The sequence below is a fragment of the Halalkalibacter oceani genome (assembly GCF_040544555.1).
Lineage (GTDB): Bacteria > Bacillota > Bacilli > Bacillales > Bacillaceae_D > Halalkalibacter > Halalkalibacter oceani.
On the sequence record NZ_JBEPKD010000004.1, the window covers coordinates 43,755 to 59,161 of the forward strand.

The window sequence follows — 15,407 nt, forward strand, 5'->3', positions numbered from 1 at the left end:
TGAAAAGCTACCTTGCATTGCAAAATAGCTTATCTTTACTCTATCAAATTAGGTTTCTTTTTTCAAGAATTTTTCGTTTGTAAATTGGAATAAAGATAATCATTCGTCGATAAACACTTTTTTGTCCAGGATTCCAAACGGCTACATCTTTAATTTATCCTTAATCTGCAAAATTTCCTTGTCATGTTGCATGACTTTTTTTGTTACATACCATTCATGATCATGCTGGTATTTATCGATATTCATGGCGTACTCCAGCGTTTTTTCTGTCATTTGCGTGTTGTAATCCAAGGTTTTCTCGATCTTATCCACTTTCTTACTCATTTTTTCTTGTTCGTCTTTTACTTCTTTTATTTCCTCACGCATTGCACTTACATTTTGATCTGTACTCAATTGCTGATCTTTGAATCCTTTCATTTCCTCACGCATTGCACTTACATTTTGATCTGTACTCAATTGCTGATCTTTGAATCCTTTCATTTCCTCACGCATTGCACTTACATTTTGGTCTGAATTCAATTGCTGATCTTTTAACCCTTTTATTTCTTCCCAAACTGCGCTTATACTTTGGTCTGTACTCAATTGTTGCTCTTTGAACCCTTTCATTTCTTTCCATATCGCGCTTATATTTTGGTCTGTACTTACTTGTTGCTCTTTTAACTCATTTACTGCAGTGAGAATTTGCTTTAGCAGTTCATCACTCACTTCGTTCATTCCTTTCATATTTTTATCATTCAGTTCTTCAAATCAATTCTTTTTTCTTCCTGTTTATACTTATAAACTCAATGATGATGTCCTGGTTTCGGGCAAACACAAAGCCTAATTAGTTATCTTAATTGTATCACGAATAGCCTATTTTCGTTATTCAAAATCAACATCATACAAAAACTGAAACCGTTTATGAAGCAGTCTCGGGGGCGTTATCGTAAAAACGGCATCGCGCAGCTTCACGAGGAAACGATTTTCCGCTTGGGCAGCCGCTCCAATTTGGCGTGACATCGTAATAATTTTCGCTGTACGTTTAACGCGCTTTTCATTGTAGAAATGCAGGGCCTGCTCGATCGTCTTCGCTTTGATGAACGCATTTGTGAGAACGATGGCGTCCTCGATTGCTTGGCCTGCTCCCTGGCCCATGTTCGGTGTTGTCGCATGCGCAGCATCTCCTAAAAGCGCAATCCGGTCAAAGGTAAAGGATTTCAACGGACGAATGTCGAGAATGTCATGATGAAGTAATTCGTCATCCGGCGTTTCCCGAATCAAATCGACTGCCGGCTGAGGAAATTTTTGAAACAGCCGGGCGACATCCTTACTTCGAGCGCCTTTAAGCGCCGGGTCCTTTTGTCCGGCATTGATGCAGGCAAACCAATAAATTTGCTCGTTCTTCAACGGAACGATACCGAAGCGGCACGCCCTCCCAATCATTTCAGCGGCGCTATGCTGCTCGATTCTTCCTTTATTCGCGACGACACCGCGCCAGCATGTATAGCCGGCATAGCGTGGAACGGAGCCCGGCACAAGCTTCCGGCGAAAAAAAGAGTGAATGCCATCAGCGGCGATAACAAAATCTGCTTCATCCTTCGAGCCGTCTTCAAATATGACTTCAACTTTGTCTTTGGATTGCTTGAAATCGATGCATCGTTTCTTCAACTGGATGCTTTTTGCAGGAAGCGCCTGCTGCAACATGCGAAGCAGCTCTCCCCGGTGGATCGTAATATTTTTCGCACCAAATCGTTCGTCAATCAAGGAAAAATTTAATTCCGTCATTTTGCGTCCTCGTCCATTCAGAAAGACTTGCTTTTCCAAAACATTGCCGATCTCCAGAATCGTTTCTCCGATACCCGCCTCATCCAAAGCCCGAATCGCATTGGAGCCAATGCCAATCCCTGCCCCGGCCCCTTTAATAGAGGAGGCCTCTTCGTATACGCGTACAGAAAAACCTCTCTTTTCCAACAACAGCGCGGCAGAAAGTCCGCCGATCCCCCCGCCAATTATGATAATCTCCTTTATCATCCGCTCCATCTCCCCGCCACGCTTTTGCCACTATTGTCCTGGAGAATGACAATAAAAGCAATAGCCCGCAACGCTTCTGAGCGAAAGAAGACCGGCACCAAGCATTCATTGGCAATCACGTTTAGCAGAAGTGATAAAATGAAGATAAAGTTCTGATTCTCTATTGATGATGATGGTGTGATTTTAGGCGAAAGAAAAAATAAAGTCGTGAGGATGATCTATCTATGTTTTTGAGCAAATTAAAAAAAGCTATAGGAGGCAAAGAGTTAACATGTTCGAATTGTTCCAGAACGATCAAAACCGGTGACAAATTAGTTGTAAGATTAACCATGCCCCCTGAAGGTAAGAGACGGGTCGGAATTTTAGATAAAGTCATAAGCCATCATGCAGATGACGTTTTATGTGAAGACTGCAATACTTATTTATCCGTAAAAAATTAGTGTCCAAATGAAAAAAGAGCTTAGACTAAAGGGGCACTTTCCCCTCTTGTCTAAGCTCGAAACAGGCGTAGATAGAGCCACCGCTCTGTTTTCCAGCTTTGACTTCTGTCCCGGGCTCTGAAAACAGGCTTATAAATCAATGCTTGAGAAAAAGCCTGCCGACACAGTTTCCGCAAACGGCACTTTGGGGCTGCAGGCTCGCGAAACCCCTCAGCCGGCATCGTTTACCAGGAAAGTGCAAACGCATGTCTCGCTCTACTCATTCAATCCTTTTCCATCAAGAATTTTCTTTACGTATTTCTCAACCCGGGCCACCCGGGTTTTCGCTTGCTTCGCCCCGGTGAAGTAAAGCACGTAGGCTCTTTGCCGTCCTGGCGTCAATGCTTCAAAAGCCGTTTGCAGCTCCGGCAGTTCCGCAAATTTATGCTGTAATTCTTCCGGAAGAGCGAGTTCTTTTTTTTCAGCAGGCACGTTCAAACCGGCTTTCTCCACTTCGACCGCTTCATGAACATATGCTTTTAGAATTGACTCCGCTTCGACGATCTCCCCAAGGCTGGTAAATCGCAGTTGGCGCGCCGCCTGCACATTTTCCGTCATTTGAATCAGCACGCCGTGAGGATCAGGCAGCAACGCTCCTTTGAAAAACATCAACGCGACATACTCTTTAAATGGCTGGATGATGCATATATTTTTTCCTGCTACAGTGTAGCAAGGCTTGCCCCACTTCACTTCCTCTTCGACCGGGCAGGTCAGAACGATCGCTCTCAGCTTTTCCATTTCCGTTTTCCACTTGTCTGCTTTGCGTAAATAATCATCAACCTTTGGATTTCGTTCGCTATTGGCCATCAGGAACACTCCTATTTCCTTTTTCGATCCTTTCCTTTCATCTTACCTAGCGGACATAGCAATGTAAAGAACCCTTAAAGCGTCACAACACACCAGACCTCGGACCATTCGACCGTGAACAGATGTAAAAAACACGTAAATCACTTGTAAAATCCAGTAAAATTTATCCAGCAATCTATACATCCTTTTCCGACTAAAGTAGACTACTAGATAAAGGAGGGGACGGCAGTGGGCAAATACACGAAGGCGGAAAAAAGCTGGATGATGTATGATTGGGCCGATTCCGCTTATTTTCTAATTATCGTCACCGCTATTTTTCCGATTTATTATAAAGAGGTCGCGGATAATGCCGGGCTTCATTCGGCCGACTCTACAGCCTATCTTGGTTATACGATTTCGATTGCCACTTTTCTGTTGGCGCTGCTTGGCCCTATATTAGGGACAATCGCCGATTATAAAGGGCTGAAGGGGAAATTTTTCACCTTCTTTTTTCTGATCGGGGTCTCATCGACGGTCGCGCTGTTTTTTGTCCCTGATGACAACTGGCTGCTTTTGCTCGTCGTTTATACGCTGACAACGCTCGGCGCGCGCGGGGCGAATGTGTTTTACGACGCCTATATTGTCGATGTCACTGGAAAAGAGCGAATGGATGAACTGTCGGCAAGAGGCTATGCGTTAGGATATATCGGCAGCTCGATTCCATTTATCGCCTGCATCGCCATCATTGTGTCGGCACAAATGGGGTTCATTCCACTGTCGGTGTCAGGAGCCAGCCGGACAGCCTTTTTCATTACGGCTGCGTGGTGGCTCGTCTTTACCATTCCGATGCTGAAAAACGTCAAGCAGCTGCATGGGATTGACCCCGAGCCGCGAATTGTCGCCAACAGCTTTAAGCGTCTCGGCCAAACCTTCAAGGAAATCAGGCAATACCGGACGATCTTCTTGTTTTTAATTGCCTACTTCTTTTATATCGACGGGGTCGGAACGATCATCTCCATGTCGACCGCCTACGGAACCGATTTAGGATTAGGCGCGACCGATCTGATCATTGCCCTCTTAGCTGTGCAAATTGTCGCAGCGCCGTTTTCCATCTTATTCGGAAAATTAGCCAATCGCTTCGGCGTCAAAAGGATGCTCTATACAGGGATCATCATTTATATGATCGTCTGCGTCTATGCGATGTTTTTAAAAACGACAGCCGACTTTTGGATTTTGGCAATGCTCGTCGCCACCTCTCAAGGCGGCATTCAGGCACTGAGCCGCTCCTATTTTGCCCAGCTCGTACCGAAGGAAAAAGCGAACGAGTTTTTCGGCTTTTATACCATCTTTGGCCGGTTTGCCGCCGTCTCAGGTCCCTTTCTTGTCGGGATCATTACCCAGCTCACCGGAAGCTCGGCTTTCGGCGTCGCCAGCTTAATCATCCTATTTGCGATCGGCCTGATCGTGTTACTGTTTGTCCCTTATTCCCCTAAAGAGTCAGCGAATGTTTAGCTGGCAGCGTGATAACCATTTAATAATGCCCATCAGCAACGCTGAAATCATAAGCAATAAAGCAAAAGCGACTGTCGCTCCATATAGATATTCCATCGCTTTCTTCGTCCCTCAATTATGTACGGTTGATAAAATAACGCTATTCGTCGGACCTGGTGTAAAGCTCATAATAACAGAGGCCATTGAAGAAGTAAAAGTCGTACTTTTTCAGCAGCTTATGATAACACAGTATATAAAAAAAGATGTAAGATTCATGAGAACAGCTCCTTTCGCGGGTTTCTCATGTTATCTTACATCTTACTCTTTCAATGCTTATCGTATATTATGCAGGCAGCTTCCCCACACACCGGGCTTACGCTTCAACCACTTCATCGAGGCCGGATTTTTCGTTGTAGACTTGTTCATCAAACTCGCCGGTGATTTTCCCGGTTAAAATACCGGACGTCATACTGCCGCTGACGTTTAAAGCAGTCCGGCCCATATCGATCAACGGTTCAACTGAAATCAATAAGCCGACGATCGCGACAGGGAGATTTAAGACAGAAAGTACGATCAGGGACGCGAATGTCGCCCCGCCCCCAACGCCTGCCACTCCAAAAGAGCCGATGATGACGACAAGAATTAATGTCAGGATGAACCCGGGATCGAGCGGATTGATTCCGACAGTCGGCGCCACCATTACAGCCAGCATCGCAGGATAAATACCGGCGCATCCGTTTTGACCAATCGTCAAGCTGAACGGACCGACGAAGTTCGCCACCCCCGGCGAGACACCATAGCCGTCCGTTTGCGTTTTAATATTAAGCGGTAACGTCCCCGCACTTGAACGTGACGTAAAGGCGAACGTTAAGGCCGGCAATCCTTTTTTCACATACGTAACAGGGTTTAATTTCGCCAAGCTGATCATCAGTAAATGAACGAGGAACATCACAATCAGCGCAACATATGAAGCGACAACAAATTTGCCTAAATTGACGATTGAACCATAATCACTCGTAGCAGCGACCCTTGTCATCAGCGCCAGCACCCCATAAGGTGTAAGCCGTAAGATTAATGTCACAAGCCGCATGACGATGGCGTATAAGGAATCAATGATTTTTGTAAACAACTCTGCTTGTTCAGGCTGCTTCCGTCTTACCCCCAAGTACGCCATTCCGATCAACGAGGCAAAAATCACCACCGCGATCGTCGAAGTAGAACGCGATCCTGCCAAATCCGCGAATGGATTAGTTGGAATAAAAGAAAGAATCTGCTCGGGGATCGTCATGCTTTCAACATCAGCCACTCGATCGGTAAGCGCCTCATTTCGCTCCAGCTCAGCCTCTCCCGCCTGCAATTCCATTCCATCGAGGCCGAAGCCAAACGTCGCAGCAATCCCGATTGCCGCGGCAATTCCTGTTGTGACTAATAAAATTCCGATCCCATAAAAACTGATTTTGCCGAGGTTCTTTGAAAGATTGACTTTCGTAAATGCTGCGATAATCGAAATAAATACTAATGGCATTACAATCATTTGCAGCAAACTGACATAGCCGGAGCCGATGATGTTCAACCATTGAATGGTCGTTTCCGTGACATTAGACGCCGTGCCGTATAACAGATGAATGACAAGTCCAAACAAGATCCCAAGCCCCAGCCCCGCAAAGACCCGTTTTGAGAACTTCACATGCTTCCTTTGCAGCGTATAAAGTCCGGCCATCAAAAGTAAAAAGACAGCGATATTGATAACAATAAGAAATGTATCCAAAATGCTCTCCTCCCTAAAAGCTTTTTTATAATAATGAGCATCTATAACTATAATACACAAAAACCAATTGGTAAAGTAAGAATAATGCTCGATAAAAAGAAAAAGCCGGAAATCCCCCATCGAATTCAAGTGGATTCACATTGAAATATATGACGATTCAACGACATTTATTTCAAAAACAACGATTCATTCTAAAGTCTCTCTTCCTCTCTACCAAACCATTTAATTTACTAGTATATTAATTGAACAAGGGAGGGGTCGCACTAGCAAACAAAACGGCCTCTGTCCGTAGAATATGGACAAAAACCGTTTAGCGGAATCTTCTATTTCATTACTGCTTAGAAAATGACAGGAACGACTTAGTCGCTGGATTGTCAGGATTGTGAAACACTTTCTCCGGTGTCCCTTCCTCGGCAATTTTCCCTTCATTCATAAAAATAACCCTCGTCGCCACGTTCTCGGCGAATCGCATTTCATGGGTGACAACGAGCATCGTCATTCCCTTTTTTGCCAGATTTGTCATTACTTCCAGCACTTCTCCGACAAGCTGCGGATCTAAGGCGGATGTCACCTCATCAAAAAGCATTAACTCCGGTTCCATCGCCAGCGCTCTGGCGATGGCAACGCGCTGCTGCTGGCCTCCCGACAAACTCAACGGATATTGATCCGCTTTATCGCCCATCTTCACTAAGTCCAATAAATACTTAGCCTGTTCCAGCGCTTCCGCTTTCGGCTTTTTCTTAATTAATGTCGGACCTTCCATCACGTTCTCCAGCACCGACATATGTGGCCACAGGTTAAAATGCTGGAATACCATCCCTACCTTCGTCCGCAATTTTGTAATATCCGGATGAAACGTTCGCTGCTTCTTATGTTGAGGGAGACTTTCCACTTTGTCTTCACCAATTGAAACGATACCTGCCGTTGGCTCCTCTAAAAAGTTAATGCAGCGAAGCAATGTACTTTTCCCCGTGCCACTCGGCCCGATAATCGCGATGACCTCCCCCTTGTTGACCGTCAAGTCAACTCCTTTCAACACTTCCAGGTCATGATACGATTTGCTCAGTCCTTCAATTTTCAATAAGGGCTCCATTTATTTCACTCCCCATATAAAAGTACTATCTGGAATAATAAGATAATTTCTTTTCTGCCCAATTTTGAAAGAGCATCAGACAGCTTGTCATAATTAAATAGAGGACACCAGCTGTGCCAAGTATTTCAACAGGTCTGTATGTCGCACTGTAAATCTGTTGACTGTTCAGCATTAAATCACTAACCGTTATAACCGAAACTAACGCTGAATTTTTCACTAACAAGATGGCGTTACTCATATATGGAGGGAGAACAATTCTCGTAGCCTGCGGAAGAATAATTCGTCTGAATACTTGCCAGTACGACATCCCTATTGCAATCGCCGATTCCGTCTGACCTTTCGGAATGGCGCTAATTCCCGAACGGATAATTTCACATTTATAAGCGGTGGAATTAAGCGACATCGCAAGAACGGCCGCAGCAAAAGCGGGCAAGGTTATCCCCCAGCTCGGAAACGCATAGTATACAAAAAATAAAATTAGTAACAACGGCGTTCCGCGCATAATCCAAACATAAATAAATGCAAAAGTCCGAATAAAACGGTTATTGGACATCCTCATCAATGCCATAAATGTTCCCGCTATCGTGGCAATCACTAAAGTTAGCAGGGACACTTCTATTGTGACTAATGCTCCCTTCAACAGAGCGGGTAAATAGGTAATCACCATATCCCATTGAATCATTCAGACTCACCCCTAGATGTTTTTATAAGGAGCCCGGAACAAAAGCAAACGTTCCCCTTGTGCTCCGGACTTAAAGCAGTGAGCAAAGGTTGCGCAGAACGGAGCCACCGCCATGTTTCTTCTAATTTGACCGCATATCCTTATTCTGAGAAAGTCGTTCCAAGCCATTTTTCAGCAATTTCTTCATATTTCCCCTGCTCTTTGGCGTTTTGAATCGCTTCATCAATCGCAGCTTTTAGATCGTCTTCTCCTTTGTTCAACGCGACAGCCACTTCTCGTCCATTTAATCCTTCTTCCGACGTCGTAAATCCTTCTCCTTCTGTTTGAATCCAATGCCCGGCTAACATTTTTCCTGTGATGACGACTTCAGTCCGGCCATTTTTCAAATCATGCAATGCTTCCGCAAGCCCTGGATAGGACTTTAATTCTTTGTATCCCCCAATTTCTTCTGCCGGCGCTTCCCCGTTCGTTGAACCGGCTACTACCCCGACAACGCGATCCGTAATGTCTTCCGGACTGTGAATATCCGTTGTACTTTCCGGAAAAACAGCCACCACTTCGTCAAAGGCATAATGATCTGAGAAATAGAGAGCTTCGAGCCGCTCTTCCGTCACATTGATGCCGGACATCGCGATATCAAAATTACCTGCGGTTACCCCTGGAATGAGTCCTTTAAAGTCCATCCGTCTCCAATCAATCTCGACACCTAAATGATCGGCGATGATTTGCGCCCAATCCGCATCAATGCCAACAAGTTCATTTTGCTCATTAGGAAAAATGGTCGGGGCATTGTTTCCGCTCGTGGCGATAATAATCGACCCTCTTTCCAGTATTTCCGCTAATTTCCCTTCCGCTTCACCCTCTTGCTCACTCACTTCCTGTCCGCTTGTTTCTGAATCATTGCCCTCTTGTTCAGTGGAGCCTGTTCCTCCCTCTGTTGAACTTGAACCGCATGCAGCTAACAATAAAATCATGATAAACATGACAAATGCAACGTGGAATTGTCCATTTCCTTTCATAAAACCGTTCACCCCTTTAACATTTTCCGAAAATCAATATCACATATTAATAAACAATTATTAGAATGTGATAATTAATCCGATTGTAGTGTAAATTCTGATAATATTCAATGCGTTATAGTCGATTTTCTCACATACTTTATGCTGCCATTTTTAAACAGGCCTCCAATACCCCCATCAAACAGAAGGCCCCTGAAAAACGTTCTTTTTCATAACTCAAAGAAGAGTAGTGGCTACGCTCATTTGCTACAGCCCGTAGACAAAACATACTAAGATTAGTGGGTAAGGTTATCGACGAGTACAAATGAAAAGAGGGGGATCCGTCGCTCCTGAAATAGACTTCGCTTTCCGCGGAAAGCTGGTGAGCCTCCTCGGGCTACGCCCTGTGGGGTCTCACCGTTGCTTTTTCTCCCGCAGGAGTCTTCGTCTATTTCATCCGCTCGACATTCAGGTAAACACAGTAGTTATGGTTCAGCCTCGTTTGCATTTTTCGTAAGGCCTGCATGGAATTTTTTTGCCCCTTCAGGTTAGTTCAACGCCCTCCTGCGGAAAGCGCGCCCCCCATCCTGGGAGCGAATCGAAGCTCAGGATCGTGACAAATACTTATACCAAAAACCTGCTGAAAAAGTGAAAATCGTACTTTTCAGCAACGTCTCAAAAAGCCGAGGGTTATTTGACGCTTATCTTGTAATCATGTATCTTTCTATTATGATTTATAATTTTACTAAAGATGGGAATTGAAAAGATGAGCATAAAGAAAGCATTAGAAATCTTAAATCTATTTAATTTAGAAACAAGAGAATTAACTGTCACACAAATTTCCAATTTATTGCACATCCCCCAAAGTTCTGTCTATCGCTACATTCGGATTCTCAAGGAGAACCGCTATGTATTTGAGACGGAGAGAAATTCATACAAAATTGGATTTAAGCTTTTGGAACTCGGCAATCTCGCCAGAATTGATAATGAAATTATTTCAATCGCCAATCCAATCATGAAGCAGCTTACCGATGAAACGAAGGAGACTTCCGTTCTGGTCATTCATTCCGGTTTAAATGCGGTTTGTCTTGAAGACGTCACCTCATCCCATCACCTCATTAAAGTTTCATCTGTAAGCGGAAAAGTGATTCCGCTGTTTGCCGGCGCGTCTTCCAAGGCCATTCTGGCTTATATGGGATCAGAAACGATTAACAAATTATATAAACATGGATTCATCAAAAAATTCACCCCCCATACGATCGTCGATAAAGAAGAATTAATCAAAGAAATGAAAAAGGTCCGAGAGAATGGTTACGCGGTGTCGGACAGTGAATTGGATGAAGGTGTCTACACATACGCCGTTCCGATTTTTTCATCAGGGAACATTTTTGGTTCTTTAAGCCTCGCAGGTCCAAAAGAAAGAATCATCAGAAACAACAAAGAAGAGCTGATCGAAAAAATTAAAAACGCAGTAAACGAAATTGAGAAGAATTTATAGAAGAGGATGCCTTTGCTTGCAGGCATTCTTTTCTTTATCTCATCACTATAAAAAAGCTCCTCGCCACATTTTCAGAAAATTTAAACTTGCAATTATATAATAATATACTTATCATATAATGAAAATATGATATTAAAATATGAGAATACGAGGGATAAACATAATGATGGACCTTTTGATCAGAAACGGATACTTGTATCAGCAAAATGGAGAATTTAAAAGAAACGATCTTGCCATTAAAGACGGCAAAATCATCTCAATTTCCAGTACGAATAGCGCGCTTACGTCAAAGGCTTATATTGACGCAACCGGCTTATATGTGCTGCCGGGCATCATTGATTCACATGTGCATTTTAAGGAACCTGCCAAACACCCGGAAAGCACGGAAAACTTCTTTTCCGGAACGAGCGCCTCGGCAGCCGGCGGGGTGACAACGATTATTGAAATGCCGAATTCGTATCCATGCACCTATAATAAAGAATTACTGACCAGACGCCGCGACATCATTCAAGATCAAGCCGTTGTCGATTATGCCCTATACGGAGCAGCGGGCAATGATCATTATGCAGAGATTGTGCCACTCGGCAAGGAAGGAATTGTCGCCTATAAAACGTTTATGCACAGCGCCCCAAAAGGACGTGAAGATGAGTATGAAGGCTTTACAATGACAACAGACGCCGACCTTATCCAGGGATTCTCTGAAATTAGCAAAACAGGCCTCCCTTTAGCCGTTCATGCCGAAAATGATGAACTGATCACCTTTTTCACGCAACAGGTTACGGATCCGGCAGATTTTAAAAGCCACTTGCATGTCCGTAATCTCGTAGTCGAAACATCAGCCATCCATAAGCTGCTTTACTTCGCCAAACAATTCAACGTTCCATTAATCATTTGTCATGTCTCAAGTCCCGAGGCTCTCGCATTAATCAAGACCGCCAAAGAACAAGGGGTGCGCGTCTATGCGGAAACCTGCCCCCATTACCTGCTCTATGATGAAAGCTATGTTGAAAAACTAGGACCGCACGGGAAATGCAATCCACCGCTGCGTTCAACCGAACAAGTTAATAAAATGTGGGATTTCATCCATGATGGAACAATTGATTATATCTCCAGCGACCATTCACCGGCTTTCAAAGCTGATAAGGAAAAATGGATTGGGAATATTCTCCGTTCTCCCGCCGGCTTCCCCGGAGCGGAACTCGTTCTGCCATTGATGTTACATCAGGTTGCCAAAGGCAGATTAAGCTTAGCGAGGGTTGTTCAGCTTTTATCCGAGAACCCGGCAAAAGCATTTGATTTATACCCGCAAAAAGGCTCCTTACAAGCAGGCACGGACGCCGATATTACGATTGTTGACTTAGAGGCAAAGAAGAAAATCGATAGTAGTCAGATGATCACGAGAGCGAGAGATGCAGCTATCCTGTTTGATGGTTTGGAGATAAGAGGACTGCCACTCTATACGATTGTCCGCGGCCATCTCGTTGCAAAGAACGGGGAAATTCAGCCTGATGTTAAAGGATGGGGGAAATGGATTGAACCGCAGAAAAAAGCTTCCGTCCAACTGTAAACCCACAAATCATGCTTTCATGAACGGAAAGGAGCGAGTACGATGACTGTGTTGATCACCGGCGGTTGCGGCTTTATCGGAATGAACATCGCAGAACACTTGACGAAACAGGGGATAGACGTCGTTCTGCTCGATATGGCTCCCCTTTTAAAAGAAGCGGAGAACACGCTGAAAACGAACGGCGGTACATACCACCACGTCCAGGCGAGCATCCTCGACAGCACTCAAATCAAGCGGATTATCAAAAGCTATTCGATCACAGAAATCATTCATGCGGCCGTCATCACGCCCGACCTCACTCGTGAAAAAACGGCAAGCAAACAGATCCTAGACGTGAATTTTTCCGGAACGGTGGAAGTGTTGGAGGCAGCGCTCTCAAACAAGATCGAAAAACTCATCTATTTGAGCTCCGCTTCCGTCTATGGCGACGCGGCTTTTGCTTACACATCGGTACACGAAGACACTGCGCACCCCCGACCTAAAACATTATATGCCATTAGCAAATTTGCCGCAGAAAAAACGGCGCTCCGCTATAAACAATTATTCGATCTCGATATTAGAATCGTAAGAGTAGGCACTGTTTTCGGACCGTGGGAACGAAATACCGGCGTTCGCGATACACTGAGCGCCCCTTTACAAGCAACGCGCCTCGCCTATTTACACCAAAAAGCATTCCTGCCGAGAAAAGGGCCGAATGACTGGGTGTACAGCCGCGACATTGCCGGCGCAGTCGCCACAATTTTGCAAAAAACAGCGATCTCCAGCGATGTTCTCAACATAAGCTCCGGAACATCCTGGACAGTCTATGACTGGTGCAGAAAGCTCCAAACGATCCTGCCAGATTTTCAATATGAACTCGTCCAGTCAGCCGAACAAGCCAACATCAGCTTTCACGGCAGTCAGGACCGCTCTCCCCTCTCGATTCAAAAATTGATCGACGATGCCGGCTACACCCCGGCCTACGATCTCGATAGCGCGTTTGATGATTATATCAGCTGGATTGACAGACAGTCGGAGTTTTGGCAGTGAGAGCCTTTAGCGTTACGTCCCTCACCTTATACTCGTTGCAGACAGGCTTAGCCATTCAGGATTCACACTTTCGATTTTTTGTTAATTGCTCTGATTGCTTCCAATGAGGCTCTTTTCATATAGAAGAAGCGCGGGCAATTGAACAGCCCGCCCTTGCTTGCTATGTGCGGCACGAGATTTACGCCGTGGTTTCCTTCCTCATTCAGGAAGAAATGGTTCACGATATCGATCTACTCATGCATCCGGATAAGCTGCCTACACCATAGCGACCGGCCGCTCCCTCTTGACCTGAGGAAGCGGCCGATATCGTTAGCGTACTTGCGCTATGAATTCCTCCGTGGAAAGAACAGTGGCAACTTCTTGATGCAACGTCGCTAAGGACGTAGCATGAATCGTTTCTGGATCGTAATAAACCCCGTTTTGATCGGTTTATTGATTCAGCTATGGAATATGAAGAACCGTATACGATGATCAACCTCTCCTTCCAAATTTCCGTTCCCATGGCCCGACTGCCAAAAATAATGACTTCTTCCACTTCTTTTATTTGCTTAAGAGCGTTCCGCATCAGGGCAAGACTTTCTTTCTCAATACCAAATTCCTCAGTCACCTTCATATAACCGCTCCATTTCTTGAAAGACTGAAGTAATCGCTTGAAAATACTCTTGGATGATTTTAGTGAAAACCGTCTCAAACGCTTGCTCATCATAAGGATGAGAAAGAATATCTCTGCTCTCTAGCATTTGCATCAAACCGTTCCATTGTCAATCATTTCGTATTGGAAAGCTTTTTTTATGACATCTCTTGAAAAGCGGGCTTTTTCACCCTGAGCTTCCAAATAGTCTTTTAATGTTTTCCAGGATAGCTCAAATGTGTGTTCAAAACGTTGAATGATTCCCTCTTTTTCCAGTTTGCTTAAGGATTTCTGACGGTTCCACTCTACCGCTTCCTTGAATTGTAAATAAGCTTTTGAAGGTTTTAAAACCGTTGTTTCCATCTTTTTTCGTTCGGATGTACCATTTCATTTCCTCCTCACTTATGTTTAATATAGCACCGATAAACGTTCATTGCTCTTACATTAAGCAGGAAGTGCCCTTCATCCCCCCAATAAAGACAGCTTTAGTTTCTCCATCCGTCGTTTGTCGGAAATCAGCTCTACTTCTGTAATGATCCCTTCTTTCAGTTTAAAGCTAAGAATGTACAGCAATGTTTTGTTTCGTGCAGCCATCAAGCCGAGCTTTCCATCGACAAGGATAAACTGAGCGGGCTGCGCCTTTCCTGCTACTTCTTTTGCTAAACGCTCCGCTCCTTTTACGACTTTCACCTCTCCGCCGCGGTCATCCCGCAGTACTACTTCCGGATCCAGTAAAGAAAGCAATGTGCTGAAGTCACCGGCATAAGCCGCAGTGAGAAACGCTTCCAGCGTGTCCCGCTCTGTTCTATGTGCCACTGTCTGCCCTTTTTTTCCGTGAACTTTCCGTCGCGCCCGGCTCGCTAACTGCCTGGCAGCGGACTCCGACTTCCCGATAATCGAAGCAATCTCTGTAAAGGGAACAGCAAAAACATCATGCAAAACAAACGCCAGCCGTTCAGCAGGCTTCAATTGTTGCAGGACGATTGCCAGCGCCTCCTCCACAGCATCGGCCAGCAACACTTCCCGCTCCGGCTCCATGTAGCGATCGCTGCTCATCTCATCGAACATTTCCTCCTCCGACACCTCCAGCCCTGCTCTTCGGCTCCGCAGCATATCCAAACCGATGCGGGAAACGACCGTTGTCAGCCATCCTTTCACATTTTCAATCCCGGTCAGCTCCACCCTTTGCAGACGAAACCATGCTTCCTGAACGGCGTCCTCCGCTTCTTCGGCTGAGCCCAGCAAGCGGTACGCGACTGCTTTTAAATGATTTCTATGTAATTGAAATTGTTCCGCCTTTTGTTCCGTTTCTTCTGTCATTTCGTTCATTCCTTTTGTTTTCCTTCTTTATAGAGTAAGACGAAAAGAAGCGCAC

The 15,407-nt window shown here is 44.9% G+C and carries 14 protein-coding genes and 1 pseudogene; 4 read left to right on the forward strand and 11 right to left on the reverse strand.

Annotated elements, in window-relative coordinates:
• Positions 1–141: 141 nt before the first annotated feature.
• The 3 genes from ABMB67_RS06790 to ABMB67_RS06800 all read right to left on the reverse strand — a co-directional run bounded on the left by ABMB67_RS06790 (position 142) and on the right by ABMB67_RS06800 (position 3,296).
• Positions 142–705 carry a hypothetical protein gene (locus ABMB67_RS06790; RefSeq protein ID WP_354571465.1) on the reverse strand — a complete coding sequence of 188 codons (564 nt, stop codon included), beginning with the start codon at positions 703–705 and terminating at the stop codon, positions 142–144.
• A gap of 156 nt (positions 706–861) precedes the next feature.
• Positions 862–2,010, reverse strand: coding sequence for an FAD-dependent monooxygenase (locus tag ABMB67_RS06795; RefSeq protein ID WP_251223203.1), 1,149 nt, complete (start codon positions 2,008–2,010; stop codon positions 862–864).
• Positions 2,011–2,705: 695 nt separating this feature from the next.
• Complete coding sequence (locus ABMB67_RS06800; RefSeq protein ID WP_251223204.1) at positions 2,706–3,296, reverse strand: YdeI/OmpD-associated family protein; 591 nt, start codon at positions 3,294–3,296, stop codon at positions 2,706–2,708.
• A 261-nt stretch (positions 3,297–3,557) separates the two neighbouring features.
• Here ABMB67_RS06800 and ABMB67_RS06805 point away from each other — a divergent pair, with 261 nt between their 5' ends.
• Positions 3,558–4,787 carry an MFS transporter gene (locus ABMB67_RS06805; RefSeq protein ID WP_251223277.1) on the forward strand — a complete coding sequence of 410 codons (1,230 nt, stop codon included), beginning with the start codon at positions 3,558–3,560 and terminating at the stop codon, positions 4,785–4,787.
• Between the two features lie 352 nt (positions 4,788–5,139).
• On the opposite strand, the gene ABMB67_RS06810 is transcribed toward ABMB67_RS06805, so the two are convergent.
• The 4 genes from ABMB67_RS06810 to ABMB67_RS06825 all read right to left on the reverse strand — a co-directional run bounded on the left by ABMB67_RS06810 (position 5,140) and on the right by ABMB67_RS06825 (position 9,328).
• The gene (locus tag ABMB67_RS06810) at positions 5,140–6,534 is read right to left on the reverse strand and encodes an L-cystine transporter (protein ID WP_251223205.1); all 1,395 of its coding nucleotides are present in this window, start codon (positions 6,532–6,534) and stop codon (positions 5,140–5,142) included.
• A 331-nt stretch (positions 6,535–6,865) separates the two neighbouring features.
• Positions 6,866–7,627: an amino acid ABC transporter ATP-binding protein gene (locus ABMB67_RS06815; protein WP_354571466.1), complete on the reverse strand. Its 762-nt coding sequence runs from the start codon at positions 7,625–7,627 to the stop codon at positions 6,866–6,868.
• A gap of 25 nt (positions 7,628–7,652) precedes the next feature.
• Positions 7,653–8,309: an amino acid ABC transporter permease gene (locus ABMB67_RS06820; protein ID WP_251223207.1), complete on the reverse strand. Its 657-nt coding sequence runs from the start codon at positions 8,307–8,309 to the stop codon at positions 7,653–7,655.
• 140 nt (positions 8,310–8,449) lie between these two features.
• Positions 8,450–9,328 (reverse strand): substrate-binding periplasmic protein, encoded by an 879-nt coding sequence (locus ABMB67_RS06825; protein ID WP_354571467.1) that lies wholly within the window; start codon positions 9,326–9,328, stop codon positions 8,450–8,452.
• A 745-nt stretch (positions 9,329–10,073) separates the two neighbouring features.
• On the opposite strand from ABMB67_RS06825, the gene ABMB67_RS06830 reads away from it, so the two are divergent.
• The 3 genes from ABMB67_RS06830 (at position 10,074) to ABMB67_RS06840 (ending at position 13,401) form a co-directional block, all read left to right on the forward strand.
• Complete coding sequence (locus ABMB67_RS06830; protein ID WP_251223209.1) at positions 10,074–10,805, forward strand: IclR family transcriptional regulator; 732 nt, start codon at positions 10,074–10,076, stop codon at positions 10,803–10,805.
• Positions 10,806–10,968: 163 nt separating this feature from the next.
• A complete protein-coding gene (locus tag ABMB67_RS06835; RefSeq protein WP_354571468.1) occupies positions 10,969–12,372 on the forward strand; it encodes a dihydroorotase in 1,404 nt (467 codons plus the stop codon).
• Positions 12,373–12,414: 42 nt separating this feature from the next.
• Complete coding sequence (locus tag ABMB67_RS06840; protein ID WP_354571469.1) at positions 12,415–13,401, forward strand: NAD-dependent epimerase/dehydratase family protein; 987 nt, start codon at positions 12,415–12,417, stop codon at positions 13,399–13,401.
• Between the two features lie 309 nt (positions 13,402–13,710).
• Here the strand turns inward: ABMB67_RS06840 and ABMB67_RS06845 are convergent.
• The 4 genes and pseudogenes from ABMB67_RS06845 to ABMB67_RS06860 all read right to left on the reverse strand — a co-directional run.
• A pseudogene (locus ABMB67_RS06845) lies at positions 13,711–13,827 on the reverse strand (cysteine hydrolase); the annotation flags it as partial.
• Between the two features lie 173 nt (positions 13,828–14,000).
• Entirely contained in the window at positions 14,001–14,147 is a 147-nt protein-coding gene (locus tag ABMB67_RS06850) for a nucleotidyltransferase substrate binding protein (protein ID WP_354571470.1), read from the reverse strand.
• On the reverse strand, positions 14,147–14,395 hold the full coding sequence (locus tag ABMB67_RS06855) for a nucleotidyltransferase substrate binding protein (RefSeq protein WP_354571471.1): 249 nt from the start codon (positions 14,393–14,395) through the stop codon (positions 14,147–14,149). The genes ABMB67_RS06850 and ABMB67_RS06855 overlap by 1 nt, the downstream gene beginning before the upstream one ends.
• Before the next feature lie 99 nt (positions 14,396–14,494).
• Complete coding sequence (locus ABMB67_RS06860) at positions 14,495–15,361, reverse strand: sigma-70 family RNA polymerase sigma factor (protein WP_251223213.1); 867 nt, start codon at positions 15,359–15,361, stop codon at positions 14,495–14,497.
• Positions 15,362–15,407 lie beyond the last annotated feature (46 nt).